Source organism: Streptomyces formicae, from assembly GCF_002556545.1.
Lineage (GTDB): Bacteria > Actinomycetota > Actinomycetes > Streptomycetales > Streptomycetaceae > Streptomyces > Streptomyces formicae_A.
Genome location: NZ_CP022685.1, coordinates 1,918,185 through 1,929,721, shown reverse-complemented (window position 1 = coordinate 1,929,721; position 11,537 = coordinate 1,918,185). Strand labels below are relative to the sequence as shown.

Below are 11,537 nucleotides of genomic sequence, written 5' to 3'. Positions count from 1 at the left end.
TTACGTCCTTGTTTCGTCCGGCAGGACGGATGCAGATTACATCTACCTGCGGGAAGGCGTGGTCTCCGGGGTGGCGACGGTCTGCGCGCGAGGACGCGAGCGCGCCACCGCGACCCCGGCGAGACACAGCGCGCCGCCGCCGAGCGTCACCGCGCCGGGCACCTCGTCGAGCGCCAGCCACGACATCGCCACGACGAGGGCGGGCACGGCGTAGGTCGTCGCGCCCATGCGGCTCGCGGTCGTGCGGGCGAGTGCGTACGCCCAGGTCGTGAAGGCGAGCGCGGTCGGAAAGACGCCCAGGTACAGCATGTTGAGGGTCGCGGACGCGGGGGCGTGGCCCATGTCCCGCACGAGCTGACCGGCGAACGGTAGACAGCCGACCGCGCCCACCAGGCAGCCGAACGTCGTCACCTGGAGCGCGCTCGCGTGGCCGAGCGCGGGCTTCTGGGCGACGATCCCCGCCGCGTACCCCACGGCGGCGATCAGACAGAGCGCCACGCCGAGCACGGACGCCTTCCCCTCGCCCGACATCGAGAGGCCGACGGCGATCACGCCCGCGAAGGAGACCGCCATCCCGGCGAGGAGCCGCGGCGGCAGCGCGTCGCCCAGCAGGCGCGAGGCGAGCAGCGCCACGAGGATCGGTCCCACGTTCACGAGCAGCGCCGCCGTGCCCGCGTCGACCTGCTGCTCGCCCCAGTTGAGGACGACCATGTACACCCCGAACCAGAGCAGCCCGGACACGGCGATGCCCGGCCAGGCGGCCCGGGGCGGCCAACCCTCCCTGCGCAGCGCCCAGATGACCCCGAGCGTCAGCGCCCCGGCGAGCAGTCGGCCGAGCGCGAGCGCGCCCGGCGCGTAGGCGGCCCCCGCGCTGCGGATGGAGACGAAGGCGGAGGCCCACATGACGACGGTGAAGGTGGCGGCGGCGGCCGCGAGTACTTCGGGACGCCGGAACCAGGGGCGGGAGGAGGGGGAGGGGAGGGGTGCAGACATGCCCCGAGGCTAGGGCGGGAACGCTTCGGCCCCCACCGAATTATCGCGGCACGGTCAGCGCCCCGTCAGGGGCGCGGGGAACTGTGCGCCCAGCCACGGCCGACCCGCGGAAGGGGAACGGCCCGACCCGCGGAGCGTCACGCCTCGAACCACGTGATCATGACCTCGTTGGCGAACGACTCCCGCGCACGCACGCGAAACCGCTTCGGGTCGAACTCGCCGCCGAACAAGGGGATTCCGGCCCCCGCGACCACCGGATAGCTCTTGACGATCAGCTCGTCGATCTCGGGAAGCAGCGCGGCCGCCAGCCTGCCGCCGCCGCAGAGCCAGATGTCGAGGCCCTCGGGCCCTTCCTGCCGCTTGAGGTCGCGCACCAGCGCGAGCGGGTCGCCGCCGACCACGGTCACCGCGGGGTCGGGGGAGGGGCCGAGGGTGCTGGACACGACGTACTGGCGCAGATGTGCGTACGGACTCGGCATGCCGTGCTCCAGGGCGGGGCGGTAGGTGCCGCTGCCCATGAGCACGGTGTCGAAGCGCAGGTTGGGGGCGTCGGCGAGGCCCGCGTGGGCGCGCATCGCGGTCGGGACGGTCTCGGGGTAGCGGGCGTTGACCGCCGCGGCGTACGCCGCGGCCTGCTCCGCGTCGCCCACGGGGTAGAAGTCGACCTCGCCCGCCGGGCCCGCGATGTACCCGTCGACGGAGGTGCCGATGTAGTAGACGAGCTTGCGCATCAGGTAACTCCCCCTGTAGTACTCTTTTCGTAGTGGTTGAAACGTAGTACTACATGTGGAGTGGTGTCAATGGTGCGCAGGAATGACGAGCGGCGGGCGGCCCTGGTCGACGCCGCCATCGAGGTGCTTGCCAGGGAGGGTGCGAGGGGCCTGACCTTCCGCGCCGTGGACACCGAGGCGGCGGTGCCGACCGGTACCGCGTCCAACTACTTCGGCAACCGCGACGACCTGCTGACCCAGGCGGGTGCCCGCGTCTACGAACGGCTCACGCCCGGCGACGCGGAGATCGAGCGGCAGCGCACGGCCGAGCCCGACAAGGAGACCTACGTCGAACTGATGCGCGAGGTCGTCGGCCGGGTCAGCGGCTTCCGCACCGGCTATCTGGCCCTGCTCGAACTGCGCCTGGAGGCCACCCGCCGCCCCGAGCTGCGCGCGGTCCTGACCGGGCGCGTCCAGGACGACCTGGCCGCCAACCTGGCGTACCACGAGAGCTCCGGACTGCCCGGTGACGCGACGGCGGTCAAGCTCCTCTACCTGGCGCTCAACTGGCTCATCCTCGAGCAGCTCACCCTCCCCGACGTCCTCTCGGAGGCCGAGCGCGACCGCCTGGTCGAGGCGGCGGTCCAGCGCGTCATCATCGACGACTAGGCGCCTCGGAGGCCGTCGATGCCCAGGTGCGCGGCGAGCGCCCGCGCCCCGGCCGGGGTGACCCGCACCGCGCGCTCCGAGCCGATCCGCTCGCACCAGCCCGCGGCCAGCGCGTGCCCGCACAGCGCGGCGCCCGCGACCCCGGCCAGATGGGGCCTGCGCTCGGTCCAGTCCAGGCAGGCCCTGGCCAGCGGCCTTCGGCCGGTGCGCACCAACTCGATGCCCAACTCCCCGTACCAGTCGACGCCTTGGTCGGTGAGGGCGAACCCGGTGTCCTGCCGGAGCAGCCCCCGGCTCGTCATCGCCCCGGTGATCGCGATGCCGAGCCGCCCCGCGAGGTGGTCGTAGCAGGTGCGGCCCCGCGCCATCGCGGACCGGGTGCTCGACTCGCGCAGCGTGCGGGGCCGGGTGGCGTCGGGTGCCGCGTGCGCGGTGAGGTCCTCGACGAGCTGGGCGACCCGCGCGTCGGCGAGCCGCACGTAGCGGTGCCTGCCCTGCCGCTCCTCGGTGAGCAGCCCGCCCGCGACCAGCTTGCCCAGGTGCTCGCTGGCGGTGGAGGCCGCGACGCCCGCGTGCCGGGCGAGCTCGCCCGCCGTCCAGGCCCGTCCGTCGAGCAGCGCGAGCAGACAGGCCGCCCGTGTCTCGTCGGCGAACAGCGCGGCGAGTGCGGCGAGGGCCGGTGCGGTGGTGTTCTTCGTGTGGCCGGGCGTCATGCCACCAGGATGCGCCGGGAACGCTTCGCCGTGGGCCGAACCGTCACCTGCCGCGAAGAGGCGGGCCGAAGCCCTACGCCCCCGCCGCCTGCCCGGCCGTCACCTGCTCGTACTGGAGCGCGAGCCCGTCGAGCAGGGCCCGCAGGCCCGTCTCGAAGGCCCGCCCGTCGATCACTTCCTGGCGCTCGGCGAGCAGGTGGGCCTGGCCGAGGTGGGGGTAGTCGGCGGGGTCGTACGCCGCCTCGTCGTCCACGAAGCCCCCGGCGAACGAGCCGAGCGCGGAGCCCATGATGAAGTACCGCATCAGCGCGCCGATCGAGGTGGCCTGCGCGGCGGGCCAGCCCGCGTCGACCATCGCCCCGAACACCGCGTCCGCGAGCCGCAGTCCGGCCGGGCGGCGGCCCGGGCCGCTGGCGAGCACCGGGACGATGTTCGGGTGCCGGGTGAGGGCGGCCCGGTAGGAGGCCGCCCAGTCGTGCAGCGCGGTGCGCCAGTCGCGCGCGTCGTCGGCGTCGAACATCGACAGGTCGACCTGGGCGCTCACCGAGTCCGCGACCGCCTCCAGGATCTGGTCCTTGGTGCGGAAGTGGTTGTAGAGCGAAGGACCGCTGACCCCGAGCTCGGCGGCGAGGCGGCGCGTGGAGACGGCGGCGAGGCCCTCCGCGTCGACGAGGGCGCGTGCCGTGTCGACGATGCGTTCTCGGCTGAGGAGGGGCTTGCGCGGTCGGGCCATGCGGCACATAGTAGGGCTGCCACCAGAAACTAGCAGTGCTAATTTAAATGTCGACGCGAAGAGGTGCGCACGATGAACCTGGAGCTCAGCGAGGAGCAGACCGCGGTCAGGCAGCTGGCCAAGGACTTCGTCGCGCGCGAGATCACCCCGCACGTCGTCGAGTGGGACCGCACCGAGAGCGTCGACCGGGCCATCGTGAAGAAGCTCGGCGAGGTCGGCTTCCTCGGCCTGACGATCGACGAGGAGTACGGCGGCTCGGGCGGCGACCACCTCGCGTACTGCCTGGTGACCGAGGAACTCGGCCGGGGCGACTCCGCCGTGCGCGGTATCGTCTCCGTCTCGCTCGGGCTCGTCGCCAAGACCGTCGCGTCCTGGGGCAGCGAGGAGCAGAAGCGGCAGTGGCTGCCCGGCCTCACCTCCGGCGCGTACGTCGGGTGCTTCGGGCTCACCGAACCGGGCACCGGATCGGACGCGGGCAACCTCGCGACCAAGGCCGTGCGCGACGGCGACTCCTACGTCATCAGCGGCACCAAGATGTTCATCACCAACGGCACCTGGGCCGACGTCGTCCTCCTCTTCGCCCGCACCAACGACGCCCCCGGACACAGGGGCGTCTCCGCCTTCCTGGTGCCCACCGACACGCCGGGGCTGACCCGCCGCACCATCCACGGCAAGCTCGGCCTGCGCGGCCAGGCCACCGCGGAGCTGGTCCTCGAGGACGTGCGGGTCCCGGCGTCGGCGATGCTGGCGCCCGAGGGCAAGGGGTTCTCGGTGGCCATGTCGGCCCTCGCCAAGGGGCGGATGTCGGTGGCCGCGGGCTGCGTGGGCCTCGCCCAGGCCGCCCTGGACGCCGCCGTGCGGTACGCGGGCGAGCGCGAGCAGTTCGGCAAGCCCATCGCCCACCACCAGCTGGTGCAGGAGCTGATCAGCGACATCGCCGTCGACGTGGACGCCGCGCGCCTGCTGACCTGGCGGGTCGCCGACCTCATCGACCGGGGGCTGCCCTTCACCACGGAGTCGTCCAAGGCCAAGCTGTTCGCGTCGGAGGCCGCGGTGCGCGCCGCCAACAACGCGCTCCAGGTCTTCGGCGGTTACGGCTACATCGACGAGTACCCGGCGGGCAAGCTGCTGCGCGACGCCCGCGTGATGACCCTCTACGAAGGCACGAGCCAGATCCAGAAGCTCGTCATCGGCCGCGCGCTGACGGGGGTTTCCGCGTTCTGAGTACGTGAGGTGAGTACGGGAGCGGATACGGCGCGGCCGCTCCGGGGCCAGGCTGTGGGGCATGAGCGAAACACCGGTCAAGCAGCAGAGCACCACGGCCTACTACGGCCAGGCGGTCGCGTCGTTCGCCGTGGCGCTCGGCGCGACGGCGGTCGGCATCTACAGCCTGGATGTCAGCGGCTGGATCCGCGCCTTCCTCGCCATCTCCGTCCTGTACCTGACGACGTCCGCGTTCACCCTGGCCAAGGTCATCAGGGACCGGCAGGAGGCCGACCAGATCATCAGCCGCGTCGACCAGGCGCGCCTGGAGAAGATCCTCGCCGAGCACGACCCGTTCAAACCGGCCGCCTGACGGCGCCCTAAGCGCTTGCTCACCGACAAGGGTATGGTGTCCCTCCCTGAAGGCTGAAGGAGTGGGCATGGGTACGGCGGAGCAGACGGGCGGCGACGAGCAGCCGTGGGGCGAGGTGAGCCCCGACGCGGCCAGGCGTCTCCTTGTCGCCGCCGTCGAGGCCTTCGCGGAGCGCGGGTACCACGCGACGACGACGCGGGACATCGCGGGCCGCGCGGGCATGAGCCCCGCCGCGCTCTACATCCACTACAAGACGAAGGAAGAGCTGCTCCACCGCATCAGCAGGATCGGCCACGACAAGGCCCTCGCCATCCTGCGGACCGCGGCGGACGGCGAGGGCACGGCCGCCGAGAGGATCGCCGCCGCCGTGCGCTCCTTCGTCGGCTGGCACGCCGCCCACCACATGACCGCGCGCGTCGTGCAGTACGAACTCGACGCGCTCGGCGACGAGCACCGCACGGAGATCGTCGCCCTGCGCCGCAAGTCCGACGCGGCCGTGCGGGACATCATCAACGACGGGGTGCGGGCGGGCGAGTTCGACGTCCCCGACGTGCCGGGCACCACGCTCGCCGTGCTCTCGCTCTGCATCGACGTCGCCCGCTGGTTCAACGCCTCAGGGCACCGCACGCCCGACGAGGTCGGCGCGCTCTACGCCGACCTCGTGCTGCGCATGGTGGGGGCCCGGACGTAGTCCGCAGAGCCGCTCAGAAGTAGTAGCGGGACACCGACTGCGCGACGCAGGACGGCTTGTCGCCGCCCTCGCGCTCGACCGTGACGGTGGCCGTGACCTGCACGCCGCCATCCTTCGTGGCACTGACGTCGGTGAGCACGGCGGTGGCGCGCAGCCGCGAGCCGACCGGCACCGGCGAGGGGAAACGGACCTTCTCGGTGCCGTAGTTGAGCCCCATCTTCATGCCCTCGACGCGCATGATCTGCGGCACCAGGCTCGGCAGCAGCGACAGCGTCAGATAGCCGTGCGCGATGGTCTTCTTGAAGGGCCCCCGCGCCGATTTCTCCGCGTCGACGTGGATCCACTGGTGATCGCCGGTGGCGTCGGCGAAGAGGTCGATCCGCTTCTGGTCGATCTCCAGCCAGTCGCTGTACCCGAGCTGCTCGCCGACCCCGGCGCGCAGTTCCTCGGCCGACGTGAAGATCCTCGGCTCCGCCATGTCCCTGGTCCTCCCGGATGTGTGCGACTGGACGTGTGCGACCACGCCGTCTACGTACGCGACTAAGCGCTTGCTCAGCATGCGGGGTGTGCCGACGCGTGTCAACGCACCAGCCATTAGGGTTCGACGGGTGCCCCAGATCCCAGAGAAGGTCCACGAACTCACGGTCGGCCAGCTGTCGTCCCGCAGTGGCGTCGCCGTGTCCGCCCTGCACTTCTACGAGTCCAAGGGCCTCATCACCAGCCGCCGCACCTCGGGCAACCAGCGCCGCTACCACCGTGACACGCTGCGCCGCGTCGCCTTCATCAGGGCCTCCCAGCGCGTGGGCATCCCGCTCGCCACGATCCGCGAGGCGCTCGACTCGCTGCCCGAGGAGCGCACGCCCAACCGCGAGGACTGGGCACACCTCTCGGAGCACTGGCGCGCGGAACTGGACGAGCGCATCAAGCAGTTGGGCCGCCTACGCGACCACCTCACCGACTGCATCGGCTGCGGCTGCCTCTCCCTGGAGACCTGTGTGCTCTCCAACCCCGACGACGTCTTCGGCGAGCGGCTCACCGGCTCCCGCCTCCTCGCGGAGCGCCGCACGGGGCAGTGACGCAACCCTGCGCAGTGACGCAACCGCGCGCCGTCCCCCCGACGTGTAAGCAGCACAGGGAGGTTGGGCCTTAGCGCCGACAGCGATCCGGGGGAGGACCGATGTCACTCGCCATCTGCTCGTTGAAGTGGGACTCCGCGCTCAGCGGACAGCAGAACGTGACGTACGACAGCGACGGATACCACCTGGTGCGGTTCCCGTACGGGGCGGGGGAGGAGTCGTACGACCCGTGGACCATGCACGACCCGGCCAAGGGCGGCACGGGTCCTTCCCAGTTCCCGGACGCCAGGTCCGGGCTCATCTGGCCGAGCCACGAGGGCTGGGGGCTGCTCTCCGCGCTGGTCTTCTGGGCGGCGGACACCGACCCCACCGAGTACCGGGCGCGCTTCGTGCGCGATCCGCTGTCCGTGTCCACCGGGTACGACTCCACCGCGACGACCGACTCGGCGCCCACCAGGGGCGCTCAGTTCAGGTCCTACACCTGGCAGATGTTCGTGCACCCCGAGACGCCCCTGGGGCTGAAGATCACGGCACGCGGCGTGGGGGACGTGCGCATCGCCACGCCGCTGACGCTCGCCGAGTTCAAGCTCGCCATCCACACCGAGGTGGGCACGCCCTGACGGCGGCGCTCCTCAGACTGTCACCAGGGGCCTCAACCGCCTCGCCCGCGCCTGGGCCACCGCGTCCTGCGTGAGCACCGGAGCGGGTACGACGATGCCGCAGCCCGTGCAGACCGCCCCCGAGGACGGCTCGTGCGCCAGGCCGTGCTGCCAGACGAGTGAGGTGTCCGCGCAGACCGGGCAGCCGTTGCCGGGTTCCCGCTCCAGCGCCGTGATCAGCCGGCGCAGGACCTCCGCGAGCGGGGCGTGCGGGTGGATGCCGGGGTCGTCGCACCAGGCGACCCCGAACCCGCCCCAGGTGCAGCGGTGCCAGTCGTCGATGGTGCCGGGGCGCCTCAGCCCGTCGTGCTTCTCCTTGCGGCGGCGCGCCGCGAATCCCGCCTCGTAGGCGAGCCAGACGGCGCGTGCCGCCTCCAGTTCGTCGAGCGCGGACACGAGCCGCGCCGGGTCGGGCGACCGGTCCTCGGGGCCGAACCCCGCCCGGGAGCACAGATGGTCCCAGGTCGCCCGGTGGCCATAGGGGGCGAACCTCTCCAAGCACTTGCGCAGCGAGTACCGCCGCAGTGCCAGATCGCTCTGCGGATCACGCACCTGTCTCGCGAGACTCCGGAATCCGGCCATCGCCCTGCACCTCCGTCACACGTACTGCCCCGTACTGGTACCCCGCGTTCCGTATCTGTCGGCGTCGCAGTCGAGTCGAAGTCGAAACGACGTCGCCGAGTAGACGTATCGACACGCGATTCGGCTCCCTTCTCGGGCGACCGTTTTTCGCCTGCCCGTTTGAACAGGGGTGATGCGTCATCGAGGGGGGCGCGTTGTGGTGATTCGGAAAAGGCGACGCATGTTCACCTTTCAGGTTGGGCGACCCGCCAGTAGCCTCCGCCGCATCGGCCTTCCGCAGGACCCGGAGGAGCATCCATGCGACGACGCATCGTCAGACTCAGAACGCTCACGGCGGGAGCGGCCCTCGCGCTCGGTGCGGCCCTCCTCGCGCCGCTGCCCGGGGCCGGTGCCGCGCCGCGCCAGCCGGTCGCCGAGCAGCGGCCCGCCGTGGACGGGGACCACTGCGCGGGTCAGTGCGCGGACGTCCTGCCGCCCGGCGCCAACGGCAGCGCGACCCTCGCCGAGATACTCGCCCACCGGGTCCTCGGCACCCAACCACCGCACGCCGACGACCAGTTGGGCCCCTACGACGCGCTGTCCTCCGGCTATTCCTCGCTCACCGACGACCGGCTCACCGAGTTCTTCAACGACGCGTCCTTCGGAGTCCCGGACGACCAGGTCGCCTCCACCACCAAGCCGCGCGACGACGTGACGATCACCCGGGACAAGAAGTACGGCGTCCCGCACATCAAGGGCACGACCCGCTACGGCACCGAGTTCGGCGCGGGCTTCGCCGCCGGGCAGGACCGGCTCTGGCTCATCGACCTGTTCCGGCACATCGGGCGCGGCGAACTGACCTCGTTCGCGGGCGGCGCGCTCGCCAACCAGGGCCTTGAGCAGCAGTTCTGGCCGCAGGCCCCGTACACCGAGCAGGACCTGGAGAAGCAGGTCGAGTACATCAGGTCCACCCAGGGCGAGCGCGGCAAGCAGGCCATGGAGGACGCCCAGGCGTACATCGACGGGCTCAACGCCTACCGGGTGAAGTCCAAGAACGGCCGCTACTTCCCCGGCGAGTACGTCCTGACCGGCAAGATCGACGCGATCACCAACGCCGGTGAGATCCAGCCCTTCAAGATCACCGACATGATCGCGCTCGCGTCCGTCGTCGGCGGCCTGTTCGGCAACGGCGGCGGCGGAGAGGTCGAAGGGGCCCTCTCGCTGCTCAAGGCCCAGGAGAAGTACGGCGTCGAGAAGGGCACGAAGGTCTGGGAGTCCTTCCGCGCCCGCAACGACCCCGAGGCCGTCCAGACCATCCACGACGGCACGAGCTTCCCGTACGCGGGCAAGCCGGAGAAGGCGCGCGGCACCGCGCTGCCCGACCCGGGATCGGTCGAGCGCGAGCAACTCGTGTACGACCGCGAGGGCGGCGCCAGGACCGGGGTCAAGGACCCGGTGAAGGCGCCGAAGAAGCTCAAGCCGCTCCAGGGCATGTACGACGAGGGCGTCCTGCCCTCGGACCTCTTGAAGCAGGACGGCCACAAGAAGGGCATGTCCAACGCCCTGCTCGTCTCCGGCGAGCACACCGCGAGCGGCAACCCCGTCGCCGTGTTCGGCCCGCAGACCGGCTACTTCGCGCCCCAGCTCCTCATGCAGCAGGAGCTCCAGGGCCCCGGCATCAGCGCGCGCGGCGTCTCCTTCGCGGGCGTCGGCATGTACGTCCAGCTGGGGCGCGGCCAGGACTACGCCTGGTCGGCCACATCGGCGGGGCAGGACATCACCGACACGTACGCCGTCGACCTGTGCGAGCCGGGCGGCGGCACGCCCACCAAGCAGTCCACCGGGTACCTCTACCGGGGCACCTGCACGCCCATGGAGAAGCTGGAGCGCAAGAACGCCTGGAAGCCGACGCTCGCCGACTCCACGGCCGCGGGCTCCTACCGCATGCAGGTCTTCCGCACCAAGTACGGCATCGTCACGCACCGCGCGAACGTCGAGGGCAAGCCCGTCGCGTACGTCTCGCTGCGCTCCACCTACCGCCACGAGGCCGACTCGATCATCGGCTTCCAGATGCTGAACGACCCCACGTACGTCAAGGACGCCCCGACGTTCATGAAGGCGGCGCAGCACATCAGCTACGCCTTCAACTGGTTCTACGCCGACTCGCGCGACATCGCGTACTACAACAGCGGCGCCAATCCGGAGCGTGCCGAGAGCGTCGATCCCGCGCTGCCGGTCAAGGCGCAACAGGCGTACGAATGGCGGGACTTCGACCCGGCGGACAACACCTCGGCGCAGACGCCGCCCGCCGAGCACCCGCACTCCGTCAACCAGGACTACTACATCTCCTGGAACAACAAGCAGGCCAAGGACTTCAGCACGGCGGGCTTCGGGGCCAGTGCCGTGCACCGAGGCGACCTGCTCGACGGGCGGGTCAGGAAGCTCACCGAGGAGGGCGGTGTCACCCGCGCCGCGCTCACCCGGGCCATGTCGGAGGCGGCCGTCACCGACCTGCGCGGCGAGCAGGTCCTTCCCGAGCTGCTGAAGGTGCTGCGCAGCAAGCCGGTCACCGACCCGCAACTGGCCAAGGCGGTACAGGAGTTGGAGGCGTGGCACAAGGCGGGCGCGCAGCGCAACCAGACGTCGGCGGGCTCCAAGACGTACGCCCACCCCGACGCCGTGCGCGTCATGGACGCCTGGTGGCCGCTGCTCGTCGAGGCCGAGTTCGAGCCCGGTCTCGGCAAGGACCTCTACGACTCCCTGACCGGGGTGCTGCCCATCGACGAGTCACCGTCGGCGGGCCACGGACCCACCGGGGCGCACGCGGGCTCCGCCTTCCAGTACGGCTGGTGGGGCTATGCCGACAAGGACCTGCGCAAGGTGCTCGGCCAGCCGGTGAAGGGCGAACTCGCCGACGACTACTGCGGGGGCGGGAAGCTGGACGCCTGCCGGGACGCCCTGCTCGCCACCCTCGCCCGGGCCGTCGCCAAGCCCGCCACCGAGGTCTACCCCGGTGACGACGCCTGCAAGGCGGGCGACCAGTGGTGCGCGGACGCCGTCATCCACCGGGCGCTCGGCGGCATCACGCACCGGCCGATCCAGTGGCAGAACCGCCCGACGTACCAGCAGGTCGTCGAGTTCCCCTCGCACCGCTGA

At 71.3% G+C, this 11,537-nt stretch carries 13 protein-coding genes; 7 read left to right on the top strand and 6 right to left on the bottom strand.

The genetic code is table 11. The features are described from left to right. Nucleotides 1-42: 42 nt before the first annotated feature. Both KY5_RS07915 and KY5_RS07910 read right to left on the bottom strand, forming a co-directional pair. Nucleotides 43-993, bottom strand: a complete 951-nt coding sequence (locus KY5_RS07915; protein WP_098241549.1) for a DMT family transporter — start codon at nt 991-993, stop codon at nt 43-45. Between the two features lie 137 nt (nt 994-1,130). Continuing rightward, nucleotides 1,131-1,724, bottom strand: coding sequence for a dihydrofolate reductase family protein (locus tag KY5_RS07910; RefSeq protein WP_098241548.1), 594 nt, complete (start codon nt 1,722-1,724; stop codon nt 1,131-1,133). A 69-nt stretch (nt 1,725-1,793) separates the two neighbouring features. On the opposite strand from KY5_RS07910, the gene KY5_RS07905 reads away from it, so the two are divergent. Next, complete coding sequence (locus KY5_RS07905; protein ID WP_098241547.1) at nt 1,794-2,372, top strand: TetR/AcrR family transcriptional regulator; 579 nt, start codon at nt 1,794-1,796, stop codon at nt 2,370-2,372. Here the strand turns inward: KY5_RS07905 and KY5_RS07900 are convergent. Further along, nucleotides 2,369-3,085, bottom strand: a complete 717-nt coding sequence (locus tag KY5_RS07900; RefSeq protein WP_098241546.1) for an ArsR/SmtB family transcription factor — start codon at nt 3,083-3,085, stop codon at nt 2,369-2,371. The genes KY5_RS07905 and KY5_RS07900 overlap by 4 nt on opposite strands. A gap of 73 nt (nt 3,086-3,158) precedes the next feature. Next, nucleotides 3,159-3,818 (bottom strand): TetR/AcrR family transcriptional regulator, encoded by a 660-nt coding sequence (locus tag KY5_RS07895; protein ID WP_098241545.1) that lies wholly within the window; start codon nt 3,816-3,818, stop codon nt 3,159-3,161. 72 nt (nt 3,819-3,890) lie between these two features. Between KY5_RS07895 and KY5_RS07890 the strand changes: the two genes are divergently transcribed. The 3 genes from KY5_RS07890 (at nt 3,891) to KY5_RS07880 (ending at nt 6,085) form a co-directional block, all read left to right on the top strand. Next, nucleotides 3,891-5,042, top strand: a complete 1,152-nt coding sequence (locus KY5_RS07890) for an acyl-CoA dehydrogenase family protein (protein ID WP_098241544.1) — start codon at nt 3,891-3,893, stop codon at nt 5,040-5,042. A 61-nt stretch (nt 5,043-5,103) separates the two neighbouring features. Continuing rightward, nucleotides 5,104-5,394: a YiaA/YiaB family inner membrane protein gene (locus KY5_RS07885; RefSeq protein ID WP_098241543.1), complete on the top strand. Its 291-nt coding sequence runs from the start codon at nt 5,104-5,106 to the stop codon at nt 5,392-5,394. A 67-nt stretch (nt 5,395-5,461) separates the two neighbouring features. Continuing rightward, nucleotides 5,462-6,085 carry a TetR/AcrR family transcriptional regulator gene (locus KY5_RS07880; protein WP_199842970.1) on the top strand — a complete coding sequence of 208 codons (624 nt, stop codon included), beginning with the start codon at nt 5,462-5,464 and terminating at the stop codon, nt 6,083-6,085. A gap of 13 nt (nt 6,086-6,098) precedes the next feature. Here KY5_RS07880 and KY5_RS07875 read toward each other — a convergent pair whose 3' ends face one another. Beyond that, nucleotides 6,099-6,563: a MaoC family dehydratase gene (locus tag KY5_RS07875; protein ID WP_098241541.1), complete on the bottom strand. Its 465-nt coding sequence runs from the start codon at nt 6,561-6,563 to the stop codon at nt 6,099-6,101. Between the two features lie 130 nt (nt 6,564-6,693). On the opposite strand from KY5_RS07875, the gene soxR reads away from it, so the two are divergent. Both soxR and KY5_RS07865 read left to right on the top strand, forming a co-directional pair. Continuing rightward, complete coding sequence (gene soxR / locus KY5_RS07870; RefSeq protein ID WP_098241540.1) at nt 6,694-7,161, top strand: redox-sensitive transcriptional activator SoxR; 468 nt, start codon at nt 6,694-6,696, stop codon at nt 7,159-7,161. Between the two features lie 101 nt (nt 7,162-7,262). Continuing rightward, a complete protein-coding gene (locus tag KY5_RS07865; protein WP_098241539.1) occupies nt 7,263-7,781 on the top strand; it encodes a hypothetical protein in 519 nt (172 codons plus the stop codon). A 12-nt stretch (nt 7,782-7,793) separates the two neighbouring features. Here the strand turns inward: KY5_RS07865 and KY5_RS07860 are convergent, their stop codons facing one another. Next, the gene (locus tag KY5_RS07860) at nt 7,794-8,402 is read right to left on the bottom strand and encodes a hypothetical protein (protein ID WP_098241538.1); all 609 of its coding nucleotides are present in this window, start codon (nt 8,400-8,402) and stop codon (nt 7,794-7,796) included. Nucleotides 8,403-8,699: 297 nt separating this feature from the next. Here KY5_RS07860 and KY5_RS07855 point away from each other — a divergent pair, with 297 nt between their 5' ends. Next, on the top strand, nt 8,700-11,537 hold the full coding sequence (locus tag KY5_RS07855; protein WP_098241537.1) for a penicillin acylase family protein: 2,838 nt from the start codon (nt 8,700-8,702) through the stop codon (nt 11,535-11,537).

Coding starts and splice junctions, on each gene's coding strand:
- KY5_RS07915 (WP_098241549.1), bottom strand. CDS start 993: ATGTCTGCACCCCTCCCCTCCCCCTCCTCCCGCCCCTGGTTCCGGCGT.
- KY5_RS07910 (WP_098241548.1), bottom strand. CDS start 1,724: ATGCGCAAGCTCGTCTACTACATCGGCACCTCCGTCGACGGGTACATC.
- KY5_RS07905 (WP_098241547.1), top strand. CDS start 1,794: ATGGTGCGCAGGAATGACGAGCGGCGGGCGGCCCTGGTCGACGCCGCC.
- KY5_RS07900 (WP_098241546.1), bottom strand. CDS start 3,085: ATGACGCCCGGCCACACGAAGAACACCACCGCACCGGCCCTCGCCGCA.
- KY5_RS07895 (WP_098241545.1), bottom strand. CDS start 3,818: ATGGCCCGACCGCGCAAGCCCCTCCTCAGCCGAGAACGCATCGTCGAC.
- KY5_RS07890 (WP_098241544.1), top strand. CDS start 3,891: ATGAACCTGGAGCTCAGCGAGGAGCAGACCGCGGTCAGGCAGCTGGCC.
- KY5_RS07885 (WP_098241543.1), top strand. CDS start 5,104: ATGAGCGAAACACCGGTCAAGCAGCAGAGCACCACGGCCTACTACGGC.
- KY5_RS07880 (WP_199842970.1), top strand. CDS start 5,462: ATGGGTACGGCGGAGCAGACGGGCGGCGACGAGCAGCCGTGGGGCGAG.
- KY5_RS07875 (WP_098241541.1), bottom strand. CDS start 6,563: ATGGCGGAGCCGAGGATCTTCACGTCGGCCGAGGAACTGCGCGCCGGG.
- KY5_RS07865 (WP_098241539.1), top strand. CDS start 7,263: ATGTCACTCGCCATCTGCTCGTTGAAGTGGGACTCCGCGCTCAGCGGA.
- KY5_RS07860 (WP_098241538.1), bottom strand. CDS start 8,402: ATGGCCGGATTCCGGAGTCTCGCGAGACAGGTGCGTGATCCGCAGAGC.
- KY5_RS07855 (WP_098241537.1), top strand. CDS start 8,700: ATGCGACGACGCATCGTCAGACTCAGAACGCTCACGGCGGGAGCGGCC.